The sequence below is a fragment of the Microbacterium sp. STRO-2N genome (assembly GCF_057747775.1).
On the sequence record NZ_CM173223.1, the window covers coordinates 2,790,321 to 2,802,356 of the forward strand.

Here is a 12,036-nt window from a genome sequence, read left to right on the forward strand (position 1 = left end):
TGGCCGGCTCAGGCGGAGGCGGCGAGGTCGGTGGCGGGACGGATGCCGGAGGCGGAGGCATCCGTCTGCAATGCCGGAAGCTCGGCGGCGAACAGCTCGATCGCGCGCAGCACGGTGGGGTGCGCGACGCCCGGGCCCTGGAACTGGATGGCGGTCTGCTCGGTGCCGCCGAACTGCTCGGTCCAGTCCCAGATCTGCTGGGCGACGTCGCCGGCGGTGCCGATCGCGAAGCTCAGGCGCTCGGCGATCTCGTCGAACTGCGCGCTGTCGGGGCCGCCGATCCAGTCGAGCTTGAGGTAGATGCGCGCGTACTCGCGCAGGAACTCCACGCCGTCGCGCCGCGCCTGCTCACGGGTCTCGCCGACCAGTCCGCTGCGCAGATGGATGACCTCGCCGGCGTCGCCGGTGACCTCGCGATACTCGCGGTTGAAGCGCAGCCGCTCCTCGAGCGGCAAGGGCCGCGGGATCATCAGGCGGTACCCGTGGTCGCGGGCGAGCGGGATGGCGTTGCGGCCGGCCGCGGCCCAGATGAGGTCGCGGGCCGGACGCGACGCCGGCGGCGAGACGACGACATCGTCGAAGTCGTAGAACTCGCCGTGGAAGTCGACGCGGCCGATGTCGATCGCCTGGCGGAGGATCTCGTACACCTCCGCGGCGCGGGCCGAGGCATCCGTCCGCGTCACGCCCCACACCGACAGGAACCGGTCGTCTCCCACGCCCGACCCGACGCCCAGGTCGAGCCGCCCGCCCGACACGGCGTCGAGCAGGAGCGCCGACTCGGCCAGGCGGATCGGATGGTAGAACGGCGCGCACACGATCGACGTGCCCAGCCGGATGCGGCTCGTCGCGCCGCTCAGCCGCGCGAGGAGCAGCAGCGGATCGGGGATCTCACCGCGCATGTCGAGGTGGTGCTCGGTGACCCACACGCCGTTGTAGCCGAGCTGGTCGCCGAGCACGACCTGCTCCTCGATGTCGCGGTACAGCTCGGCCGCGGACTGACCGGGCGACGTGTCGCCGTAGTAGAAGAGGTCGATGCGGGGCATCAGCGGGTCCTTTCGGTGGGCCGCCGCGGCGGCAGGGTCGGGAGGGAGGCGAGCAGGCGCTGCGTGTACGGATGCCGCGGCCCGGTGAACACGTCGTGCACGTCGCCCTGCTCGACGACCTGTCCGTCCTTCATCACGAGCACGCGGTCGGCGACGTGGTGGATGACGCCGAGGTCGTGCGAGATGAACAGCAGCGCGACGCCGGTGCGGTCGCGCAGGTCGGCGAGGAGGTCGAGCACCTGTGCCTGGATCGACACGTCGAGCGCCGACACCGCCTCGTCGCACACGATGACGTCGGGCTCGGTCGCGAGGGCCCGGGCGATCGCGACGCGCTGACGCTGCCCGCCCGACAGCGACGACGGCCGGCGGGATGCCGCATCCGCCGGAAGCCCGACACTCGCCAGCAGGGCCGTCACCCGCGCCGCGCGCTCACGCGTCGGGACCGCGATCCGCTCGAGCGCCTCTGCGACGACGGCGCCGACGCGCTGACGCGGGTCGAACGAGCCGAGCGGGTCTTGCGACACCAGCTGGAGGCGCGGCCGGCGTGCGCGGCGACGGGCCTCCGGGACGCCGGTCCACGGTTCCCCCAGGAAGGTCACCTCGCCGGCGTCGGGCGCCGCGAGCCCGAGCGCGACGCGCGCCGCCGTGGACTTGCCGGAGCCGGATTCGCCCACCAGGCCCAGGATCTCGTGGCGGCGCAGCTCGAACGAGACATCTTCGAGCGCGACGGTCTGCCCGCCGCCCGGAGTTCGGTAGACCTTGCGCAGCCCGTTCGCGCGCAGCAGCACCTCGCCCGCCGGGCGCGGCTCGACCGCCTCGGCGCGCGCAGGCTCGGATAGCGCGGCGACGGCGGTGACGGCATCCGTCGATGAGAGCCGGCGGCCACGTGAATCCGGGCCGGGCACGGCATCGAGCAGCGTGCGCGTGTACGCGTGGCGCGGCGCGGTGAGCACCGCGGCGGTGTCACCCTCCTCGACCACGACGCCGTCCTTCAGCACCAGCACGCGGTCGGCGATCTGGGCCACCACGGCCAGGTCGTGACTGATGAGCAGCAGCGCCGTGCCGTCGCGCTTGAGATCGGCCAGCAGCGAGAGGATCTGCGCCTGCACTGTCACATCGAGAGCCGTCGTCGGCTCGTCGGCGATCATCAGCTCGGGCGCGGCTGCCAGAGCCGACGCGATGAGGGCGCGCTGGCGGAGGCCGCCCGACAGCTCGTGCGGGTACTGGCGCGCACGCACGTCGGGACGGGGCACGCCGACCGATGCCAGCAGCTCCCGCACGCGCAGCGCACGCCGGCCTCGCGGCAGCATGTCGTGCAGCTGCAGCGGCTCGGCCACCTCGGCGCCCACGCGGCGCAGCGGGTCGAGCGACGTCAGCGCATCCTGCAGCACGAGCGCGATGCGGCGGCCGCGGATCCCCCGCCACTGCCGCTCGCCGAGTCCGAGCAGGTCGGTGTCGCGCCACCGCAGCCGCGCCGCCCGCACCTGCGCGTCGTGGCCGGCGAGGCCCAGCAGCGAGCGGGCGGTGACGGACTTGCCCGAGCCCGACTCACCGACGATCGCGACGCATTCGCCGGGACGGATGTCGAACGACACGCCGCGCACGGCCTCGATCGGCCCGTCGCGATGCGGGAACGACACAGCGAGATCGCGGACCGAGACGAGGGCGTCGCGCTCATCGGGCAGCGACGGCTGAGGGATGCCGGTGCTCGGGGCCTCGTCGGCGACCGCGGCAGCACGGAACAGGGTGTCGGTCATCGGACGCCTCCGATCGGGCTCACGAACCGCCGCTGCAGCCAGCGGCCGATGACGGTCACCGACACCACGGCGGCGGCGAGGAAGATCCCGGGCCACAGCGCCAGCCACGGGGCGAGCGTGAGGTAGTTGCGGCTGTCCGACAGCATGAGACCCCATTCGGGCGTGGGCGGCTGCGCCCCGAGTCCGACGAAGCTCAGCGCCGAGCCGAAGATGATCGCGGTGCCGACGCCGATCGTCGCGAGGACCAGCGCCGGGCCGACCGAGTTCGGCAGCACGTGCCGCCACGCGATCAGCGCCGCCGGCTGGCCGAGTGCCACGGCCGACTCGGCGAACCCCGACGTGCGCACCTGGATCACCTGCGCGCGGAGCACGCGGGCGTAGCTCGGGATCGACCCGATGCCGATCGCGAGCAGCAGCGTCGAGAAGCCGGTGCCCAGCACCGCGACCGCGACGATCGCGAGCAGCATCTCGGGGAAGGCGTACAGCACATCGATGGCGCGCGACAGCACGCGGTCGGTCGCGCCGCGCGACAGCCCGGCGGCCAGCCCCAGGAGCAGGCCGGCGACGAGCCCGATCAGAGTCGCACCGAATCCCATGCCGAGGCTGAGCTGCGCGCCGTAGATCACGCGCGCGTACTGGTCGCGTCCGAGCTGGTCGGTGCCGAACCAGTGCTCGGCGCTGGGCGGCTGGAACGCCGCGAGCGGGTCGGTGCGCAGCGGGTCGGCCGCGGTGAACAGGGCCGGCGCGATCGCCATGACGACGAGGACGGCGAGCACGGCGCCCGCGGCGACGAGGCCCACCGGCACGGGCGTGCGCACGAGGCGCGTGGTGCGCACGGGAAGAGCGGCGTCGAGGGTGACCATGTCACACCGCCCCGTTCCCGCGCGTGCGCGGATCCACCACGAGGTACAGCAGGTCGACCACGGTGTTCACGACGAGGAACACGATCGCGGAGAAGACGACGACGCCCATGATCACCGGCGCGTCCTTCGACATCACGGCGTTCAGCAGCACCCGGCCGACGCCGGGGCGCGAGAACAGCGTCTCGATGACCGTCGTCCCCACCAGCAGCGACCCGACGATCGCACCCGACACGGTCAGCGCGGGGATGACCGAGTGCCGCAGCCCGTGCCGCACGCGTACCCGCGCCTCGCCGGCGCCTCGCGTGCGGGCGGTGAGGGTGTGCGGCTGCTCGAGCGACTCGTCGAGGCGCTCGCGCAGGATCTGGCCCAGCACTCCGGCGAGCGGGAGCGACAGGGTCAGGGCGGGGAGCACGAGCGACGAGAAGCCCTCGGCGCCCGTCGAGGGGAAGATCGGGATCGCGAACGCGAAGGCGGTGAGCAGCAGCAGTCCGATCCAGAACGACGGCACCGAGATCGCCAGCAGCTCCAGCGTCTGCGCCGCGAAGCGGGCCGGACTTCCCCGCCCCGCCGACACCAGCGCCCCCACCAGCGCGAAGACGATCGCGAGCAGCATCGCAAGGCCCGTCAGCGCGGCCGTCGCGGGAAGGGCGGCCGCGATGATCTCCGTCACCGGCTGGCGCTGCTGGTAGCTCACGCCGAGGTCGCCGACGAGCAGGCCGCCGACGTACTGCACGTACTGCACGACGATCGGCCGATCCAGCCCGTACGCCGCCGCGACATCGGCCCGCATCTCGGGCGTGATCTCGAACGTCCCCCGCAGCAGCGTGTCGACCGGGTTGCCGGGCATCAGCTGCAGTGTCGCGAACGACAGTGTCGCCGCCGCCAGCAGCACGAGCACGATGTCGATCGCGCGCCCGCGCGCGTAGCGGATCGCGAACGCGGACCCACGTGTGCGCCGAGCGACGGATGCCTCAGCCGCGGCGTGCTCGGCGGGCAGCGGCTGCGCGATCGCCGTGTCTGTCATGTCGTTCCCCTCGGGGTGGGTGCGGGCGGGGGCGTCGCCCCGCCCGCACGGCGTCAGCCGCCGACCTTCACGTCGTAGAAGGTCGTCGGGTATCCGACCGGGTCGAACGCGATGCCCGACACCGAGTCCTTGGCGGCGACGAGGAACGACTGGATGTAGATCGGGATGATCGACACCTGTTCGTTCACGCGCTCCTGGATCGCCCGGTACAGCTCGACGCGGCGCTCCGGGTCGGGCGACGCGGCGGCCTCGGGCACCCACGCGGCCAGCTCGTCGTCGGCGTACCGCGAGTAGTTGATGCCGTTCGGGGCGATGCCGTTGGGGTTCGTCGCCGAGCCGAACACCGCGGCATCCGACTGGCCCCACGACTCGGCGACGATCTCGTAGTCGCTCGCCGCGACGCGCTCGAGATATGCCGACGTGTCGAGCTGCTCGAGCGTGATGTCGATCCCCGCCTCGCGGGCCTGGGCCTGCACCGCCTCGGCCACGACGTCCCGCTGGTCTCGGATGTCGCCGGCGTCGGTGATCCAGCGCAGCGTGAGCCGCTGGCCGTTCTTCGTGAGGAAGCCTTCGGCGTCGGTCTCGGTGTATCCGGCCTCGGCGAGCAGCTCGGCCGCAGCATCCGGATCGAAGGCGAAGCTGCCCTCGATGTCGGCGTTGTACGAGCCCGCCGGCGCCGTGGTGGGAGCCAGCGGCGTCCAGGCGCGGTCGTACCTGCCCTGGTACACCGTCTCGACGACGGCGTCCCAGTCGATCGCCGCACGCAGCGCCTCGCGCACCCGGCGGTCGGCCGTGGGCCCGTCGGTCGTGTTCAGCGGCGCCACGAAGGGCACGCCCGTGGCGGGCGCGCTCGCGAGCACGAAGCCGGCGTCCTCGACCGCGTCCGCGTTGAGCGGCGGCAGGCTCGCGATCGCGTCGGCGGCGCCGCTCGTCAGCGCGCCGATGCGTACCTGCGCCTCGGGCACGAACTGGATCTCGACCTCGCTGAGGTACGCCGGGCCGGTGTGGTCGGCGAACTCGGGGCCCCAGTCGTAGTCCTCGTTGCGCTCGAGCACGAGCTTCGCGCCCTTGTCGTACTCGACAGGGATGAACGGCCCCGTCCCGACCAGAGCGGCCGGGTCGGCGCAGCGGTCGCCGTCGTCGAACTCCTCGAGCGATGCCAGCGAAAGGATCGGGTAGTCGGGGTTCGACAGCTGCTGCAGGATGTTCGCCGTCGGCTGCGCCAGGGTGAGCTCCCACGTGTGCTCATCGACCGCTCGTGAGGATTCGTACCAGCGCGGCGCGCTCAGGGTCGAGCCCTCGGCGACGAAGCGCGCGAAGCTCGCCTGCACGGCGTCCGCGGTGAGCGGCTCGCCGTCGTGGAACGTCACGTCGTCGCGAAGGGTGAAGGTCCACACCGTGCCGGCGTCGTCGGACTCCCACTCGGCGGCGAGACCCGGATAGAAGGCGCCCTCGGTGTCCTGGAACACGAGCGGGTCGACGATCTGGCGGATCACGTTGTAGTTGGCGAGGTTCTTGTACGACGCGGTGTCGAAGCACGACGGCTCGAGGTCGCTGAGGTAGACGAATCGGCTGGACTCGTCCGGCGTGGGTGACGCGCCGGTGCCGCCGCTCGCGCACGAGGCGAGCAGCAGCGCGGCCGGGATCACGGCGGCGATGGCGAGGCGGTGTCTCATGGTTCTCCTGGTGGGTGCTGTGGGTGGGGTCGGGTCTGGTGTGTGGGTGGGGTCGGGCGGTCAGCGGGTGGCGAAGGCGGGGATCGGGCCGGTGCGGGCCGCGAGATCGTCGAGGCGCACGAGCGCGTCGTCGGGAAGCGTGACCGCGAGCGCGGCCAGGTTGGCGCGCAGGTGGTCGGGATTCGCGGTGCCGACGAGGGGAAGCGTCCACGGCGAGCGCCCGGCGATCCACGCCACGAGCAGCGCCGCCGGCGCGATCCCGAGGTCGCAGGCAGTGCCCCGCACCTCGGGCAGATCGAGCAGCTCGCGGCCCCGGCCGAGGCTCCAGAACGTCACGAACGGGATGCCGCGGTCCTCCGCCAGGCCGAGAACGTCGTCGGACGCCCGGCTGACGACGTTGTAGTGGTTCTGCACCGCGGCGATCGGCACGATCGTCTCGGCCTCTGCGAGCTGGGCCGCGGTGACCGCGCTGAGGCCGACGTGCTCGATGACGCCCTCGCGCCGCAGCTCGGCGAGCGCGCCCACCTGGTCGGCGAGCGGGAAGGCGGGGTCGACGCGATGCAGGTAGAAGAGCGGGACGGCGTCGAACCCCAGCCGCAGCGCCGACGCGTGCGCCTGCTGACGCAGGTAGTCGGGATGCCCGAGCACTCCCCACCCGCGCGGCCCGGTGCGCGTCATCCCTGCTTTCGTCGCGATCACCAGGTCATCGCGGTACGGGCGCAGCGCCTCTGCGATCACGGCTTCGCTGACGTCGGGGCCGAGGCTGTCGGCGGTGTCGACATAGCGGATGCCGAGCTCGACCGCGCCGCGCACCAGCGCGTGCGCCGCCGCACGGTCGGCGGGCTGTCCCCACCCCCCAGGTCCTGCCAGGTGCAGCGCGCCGAAGCCGAGTCGCGGCACGGCGCGGCCGGCGAGCGACACGGTCGGCGCGGTGGCGGCGACGGTCGCCGTGCGGGGTGAGAGGTCTGGCATGAGGGACTCCATATCGGGTGCACACAGCGTGGACGCGGCCTCCCGGGCGGGGCATGGTCGCCCCGTCACGGCCGTTCACCGGGCGTCGCCGGCCGTCACCCGCCGTCACGCAGCGTCACATTCGGCACGTCGAAGACGCGTGCCGTCGGCGGCACTGGTCAAGATGGACGAAGCAGCGCGCGACAGCACGCGCGCGGCATCCCCGGATCCTGGAGGCACCGATGTCGCGTTCCCGTTCGTTCCGCACCGCCGTCGTCGGCATCGCCGTCGCCGCGCTCGCCCTGACAGGATGCGCGAGCACCTCGCCCGACCCCGGCGCCTCGGACGCCGACGCCGCCGCGGGCGACTGGATCATCGAGGGCAAGTTCACCGTCGCCACGGGCGAGCCCGCGTACTACCCCTGGGTCATCGACGACGCTCCCGAGAGCGGCGAAGGGTTCGAGGCGGCGGTCGCCTACGCCGTCGCGGAGGAGCTCGGGTTCGCCGCCGAGGACGTCGTCTGGGTGCGCACCGGATTCGAGGAGGCCATCGCCCCCGGTCCGAAGGACTTCGACGTCAATCTGCAGCAGTTCTCGATCACCGAGGAGCGCGAGGAGTCGGTCGACTTCAGCACGCCGTACTACGAGACGACGCAGGTGGTCGTGACGACCGGCGCGTCGCCCGCCGCGGAGGCGACGTCGATCGCCGACCTCAAGGACCTCCTCATCGGAGCACAGACGGGGACGACGAGCTTCACCACCATCGAGAGCGTGATCCAGCCGACGCAGCCGGCGCAGGCCTTCAACACCAACGACGACGCCAAGCTCGCCCTCGAGAACGGTCTCGTCGACGCGATCGTGGTCGACCTGCCGACGGCGTTCTACATCTCGGGCGTCGAGCTGACCGACGGCGTGCTCGTCGGCCAGCTACCCAACCCCGAGGGAGCGTCGGGCGACCAGTTCGGGTTCGTGCTCGCCGAGGGTTCGCCGCTCACCGAGCAGGTTTCGGCCGCCGTCGACGCGCTGCGCGAAGACGGGACCCTCGACGCGCTCGCCGAGGAGTGGCTCGGCGGCGAGGGCCAGGCGCCCGTGCTGCAGTGACGCGCCGCTCCGCTAGCCTGGCGCGATGACGACGCCCGCACCCGGCCGGGTCGCCGATTCGCGCCGCGCCGTGAGCTCGGCGGAACTCGAGAGACAGGCATTCCGCAAGCGACAGGGCATGCGTTCGGTCGCGATCAGCCTCGTCTCGACCCTGGTCATCGCAGTGGCCGTCTGGATGCTCGTCGTCAACACGCCCGGCTGGGCGCGCGTGCAGCAGCAGTTCTTCGATCCCGAAGTGTTCGTCGCGTCGCTCCCCCGGGTGTGGGACGGCTTCCTGCTGAACCTCCGCGTGCTCGCGATGTCGTCGGTGCTCGTGCTGCTGTTCGGGCTGCTGCTCGCGACGCTGCGCACCCTCCGGGGTCCGGTGTGGCTCCCGATGCGCGCGATCGCCGCAGCGTACACCGACGTGTTCCGCGGCATCCCGCTCATCATCGTGCTGTATCTGGTCGGCTTCGGCATCCCCGGACTCGACTTCATCTCGGTTCGGCTGCCCACCGAGTTCTGGGGCACGATCGCCATCACGCTGACGTACTCGGCGTACGTGTCGGAGGTCTTCCGCGCCGGGATCGAGGCGGTGCACCCGTCGCAGCGGCACGCCGCTCGCGCACTCGGCCTCAGCCACGGCCAGTCGATGCGGCTCGTCGTGATCCCCCAGGCGGTGCGCAAGGTGACGCCCGCGCTCATGAACGACTTCGTCGCGATGCAGAAGGATGTCGGGCTCATCTCGATCATCGGAGCGGTCGACGCCGTCCGCGCGGCCCAGATCGAGACGGCCGCGTACTTCAACTTCACGCCGTACGTCGTGGCCGCGCTGCTGTTCGTCCTGCTCGCGATTCCGACCATCCGCCTGACGGACTGGTACACCGCGCGCGTGCGGGCCCGGGAGCAGATCGGAGGGATCGTATGACCGAATCCGTGCTGCGTGTGCAAGACGTCTGGAAGTCGTTCGGCGACCACGCCGTGCTGCAGGGGATCGACCTCGAGGTCGCGTCGGGCGAGGTCGTGGCGCTGATCGGGGCGAGCGGCTCGGGCAAGTCAACGCTCCTGCGTACGATCAACCTGCTCGAGCCGATCGACGACGGGCAGATCTGGCTCTCGGGTGCCGACATCAGCGACCCCCGCGTCGACGTCGACGCAGTGCGCGCGCGCATCGGCGTGGTGTTCCAGCAGTACAACCTCTTCCCGCATCTCACCGTGAAGGGCAACATCACGCTCGCCCTGCGACACGTCCACAGATACTCGAAGGCGAGGGCGGAGGCCGCGGCCGCCGCCCTGCTGGACCGCGTCGGACTGGCGGCCAAGGCCGGCGACCATCCCGACCGGCTCTCGGGCGGTCAGCAGCAGCGCGTGGCGATCGCGCGGGCCGTCGCGACCGCCCCCGATCTGCTGCTGCTCGACGAGATCACCTCCGCGCTCGACCCGGAGCTCGTGACCGATGTGCTCGACCTCGTGCGCTCACTGGCGGACGACGGCATGACGATCGTGATGGCCACGCACGAGATGGCCTTCGCGCGGGACGTGGCCGACCGCGTCGCGTTCCTCGACGCCGGCCGGATCCTCGAGTCCGGCACACCGGTGGAGGTGTTCGGCTCACCCCGCGAGGAGCGGACCCGCGCGTTCCTCGCCCGCTTCACGGACTGAGCCAGATCGGCCCGATCCCGACTGCGAGCCGCCCACCGTCACACCGGGACGACGTCCAGAGACGGCGCCGGACCGACGGCGGCCAGGCGGCCACGGGTGCGCGACCACTGGCTCCACGAGCCCGGATACACGACGATGTCGATGCCGGCGACGGAGCCTGCCAGCGCCGTGTGTGCGGATGCGATCCCCGAGCCGCAGTACGCGGCGACCGCGACCCCCTCGATGGCTCCGACGGCGGCGAACTCGGCACGGATCTCGTCGACGGGCCGGAATCGTCCTGCCGAGAGGTGCACGGTCGTCGGAAGATTCACCGCGCCGGGGATGTGGCCGCCGACCGGGTCGAGCGGCTCGGCGTCCCCGCGATAGCGCTCCGGGGCGCGGACGTCCAGCAGGAGGCCGTGATCGGGCCACTCCTCGATCGCATCGATGTCGGCGACGCCGTCCGTGATCTCGTGGAGGACGACGTCACCCGGCGGCCGCGGCAGCACGTCGCCGGTCTCGAGCGGCAGACGCTCGGCGAGCCATCCGCGCAGCCCGCCGTCGAGCACGCGCACATCCGGCACCCCCGAGCGCGTCAGCACCCACCACGCACGAGCGGCGGCGACGGAGTGCACGTCGTCGTAGGCGACGACGGTGTCGCCCTCACGAATGCCCCACCGTCGGGCGGCCGCCTGCAGCTGATCGCGGGACGGAAGCGGGTGGCGTCCTCGAAGCGGGTCGTCACGCAGGGCGAGTTCGCGATCGAGATCCACGTAGACCGCGCCCGGGAGGTGCCCGTCGAGGTATTCCGGGCGGCCCTCGGGTCGGTCGAGGCGCCATCGCACGTCGAGCAGACGCGGCGGGCGCGCACTCCGGATGACGTCGGCGAGTTCCTTCGGCGAGATGAGCGGCGAGGGCATGCGCTCATGGTCACGCGGCCGACGGCACGGCGGTCGCGTGTGACGACACACGCCGCGACGCGGCGAAACGCAGCGTCACACCAGGTCACACGGACGTAGCGGATGCGACTCGTGGCCCGATCCTCCCGCCACCGGCAGCGCCTGCCGGACCGCAAGCCCCGGAGCCCGACGTGAACAGAAAAGCCCCCGATCGCTCGGGAGCTCTTCTGCGCTGGAACTGGGGGGTCAGCTCAGCCGGCGCCGGCGCACCATCAGCATGACCGCTCCGACCGCGAGCAAGCCGGCTCCGAGCGCCGCTGCGCCCCATACGATCATTCCGCCGGTCACGGGCAGATCGTCGTCGGGTGCCGCGACCGTGACGACGTCGTCGATCCGGGCCCTCGACGGGTCGGACGCCACAGTGCCGCCGTCGGGGGCGACGCTCGTGGCCGTCGCGGTGTTGACGAGCGCGTTGCCGTCCAGATCGGCGGCCACCACCGAATAGGTGGCCGAACACACTCAGCCGTCACGCGAGCCGCGACGGATGCCGGCCCGGTGCAGTCCCGTTGCGATGAGCGCCGAGATCCACACGGCGCCGCACTGCCCGAGCACCCGGCAGGCGAGCACGGCGACCACCATCCAGACGGTGAGATGTTCGGGCGAGAACACCGGGAGCGACACGAAGAAGAGCACGATCGCGGGGGCGATCGCAGCAAGGAGATAGTGCCGAAGCCGCAGTGCCGGGGAAAACCGCGAGCAGACGTTGAGGGCCACGTCGAAAGGCACGGTCGCCGCGAGGAGCGAGACGAGGATCAGCGGCCCGAGAGGCGTCGAAGCGAACGAGAGCACTCCGACGATCCCGCCGACGAGCGACGCCGCGAATGGCAGAACCAGCAGCCGACGCGCCAGGTACGGCAGCACGCTATGGATGCCGGCCACCGCCGCGTACGCGGGAGGGGCGGTCGCGGCGAGCGCAGTCGTGACCGGGGCGACGAGCGTGAGGAGCACGGCGCCGACCGCCGCGAGAGCAGCCGCCACCATGAGGTCGCGGGTCACCGAGGATCCCGTCCTCAGGCGCGATGCTCGTCGTCCGTCTGCCGCCG

At 72.0% G+C, this 12,036-nt stretch carries 12 protein-coding genes; 3 read left to right on the forward strand and 9 right to left on the reverse strand.

Features of this window, described 5'->3' with window-relative positions; translation table 11 throughout:
• Window positions 1–8: 8 nt before the first annotated feature.
• Genes AC3ANN_RS13000 through AC3ANN_RS13025 form a run of 6 tightly spaced genes read right to left on the reverse strand, consistent with a single transcriptional unit; the run spans window position 9 to window position 7,335 of the window.
• Window positions 9–1,043: an LLM class flavin-dependent oxidoreductase gene (locus tag AC3ANN_RS13000; RefSeq protein ID WP_488337818.1), complete on the reverse strand. Its 1,035-nt coding sequence runs from the start codon at window positions 1,041–1,043 to the stop codon at window positions 9–11.
• Window positions 1,043–2,800: a dipeptide ABC transporter ATP-binding protein gene (locus AC3ANN_RS13005; protein WP_488337819.1), complete on the reverse strand. Its 1,758-nt coding sequence runs from the start codon at window positions 2,798–2,800 to the stop codon at window positions 1,043–1,045. The genes AC3ANN_RS13000 and AC3ANN_RS13005 overlap by 1 nt, the downstream gene beginning before the upstream one ends.
• A complete protein-coding gene (locus tag AC3ANN_RS13010; protein ID WP_488337820.1) occupies window positions 2,797–3,663 on the reverse strand; it encodes an ABC transporter permease in 867 nt (288 codons plus the stop codon). Before AC3ANN_RS13010 ends, AC3ANN_RS13005 begins: the two co-directional genes overlap by 4 nt.
• A 1-nt stretch (window position 3,664) precedes the next feature.
• Window positions 3,665–4,687 carry an ABC transporter permease gene (locus AC3ANN_RS13015; protein WP_488337821.1) on the reverse strand — a complete coding sequence of 341 codons (1,023 nt, stop codon included), beginning with the start codon at window positions 4,685–4,687 and terminating at the stop codon, window positions 3,665–3,667.
• Between the two features lie 53 nt (window positions 4,688–4,740).
• On the reverse strand, window positions 4,741–6,363 hold the full coding sequence (locus AC3ANN_RS13020) for an ABC transporter substrate-binding protein (RefSeq protein WP_488337822.1): 1,623 nt from the start codon (window positions 6,361–6,363) through the stop codon (window positions 4,741–4,743).
• Window positions 6,364–6,423: 60 nt separating this feature from the next.
• Window positions 6,424–7,335, reverse strand: coding sequence for an aldo/keto reductase (locus AC3ANN_RS13025; protein ID WP_488337823.1), 912 nt, complete (start codon window positions 7,333–7,335; stop codon window positions 6,424–6,426).
• Window positions 7,336–7,556: 221 nt separating this feature from the next.
• Between AC3ANN_RS13025 and AC3ANN_RS13030 the strand changes: the two genes are divergently transcribed.
• The 3 genes from AC3ANN_RS13030 to AC3ANN_RS13040 are packed head-to-tail and all read left to right on the forward strand — an operon-like array spanning window position 7,557 to window position 10,055.
• A complete protein-coding gene (locus AC3ANN_RS13030; protein WP_488337824.1) occupies window positions 7,557–8,414 on the forward strand; it encodes an ABC transporter substrate-binding protein in 858 nt (285 codons plus the stop codon).
• Between the two features lie 25 nt (window positions 8,415–8,439).
• Window positions 8,440–9,321: an amino acid ABC transporter permease gene (locus tag AC3ANN_RS13035; protein ID WP_488337825.1), complete on the forward strand. Its 882-nt coding sequence runs from the start codon at window positions 8,440–8,442 to the stop codon at window positions 9,319–9,321.
• Window positions 9,318–10,055 (forward strand): amino acid ABC transporter ATP-binding protein, encoded by a 738-nt coding sequence (locus tag AC3ANN_RS13040; RefSeq protein ID WP_488337826.1) that lies wholly within the window; start codon window positions 9,318–9,320, stop codon window positions 10,053–10,055. The genes AC3ANN_RS13035 and AC3ANN_RS13040 overlap by 4 nt, the downstream gene beginning before the upstream one ends.
• Window positions 10,056–10,093: 38 nt before the next feature.
• Here AC3ANN_RS13040 and AC3ANN_RS13045 read toward each other — a convergent pair whose 3' ends face one another.
• The 3 genes from AC3ANN_RS13045 to AC3ANN_RS13055 form a co-directional block, all read right to left on the reverse strand.
• Entirely contained in the window at window positions 10,094–10,954 is an 861-nt protein-coding gene (locus AC3ANN_RS13045) for a sulfurtransferase (RefSeq protein ID WP_488337827.1), read from the reverse strand.
• Window positions 10,955–11,179: 225 nt separating this feature from the next.
• Window positions 11,180–11,428 carry an LPXTG cell wall anchor domain-containing protein gene (locus AC3ANN_RS13050; protein ID WP_488337828.1) on the reverse strand — a complete coding sequence of 83 codons (249 nt, stop codon included), beginning with the start codon at window positions 11,426–11,428 and terminating at the stop codon, window positions 11,180–11,182.
• A gap of 24 nt (window positions 11,429–11,452) precedes the next feature.
• Window positions 11,453–11,989 (reverse strand): hypothetical protein, encoded by a 537-nt coding sequence (locus AC3ANN_RS13055; RefSeq protein ID WP_488337829.1) that lies wholly within the window; start codon window positions 11,987–11,989, stop codon window positions 11,453–11,455.
• Between the last annotated feature and the right edge of the window lie 47 nt (window positions 11,990–12,036).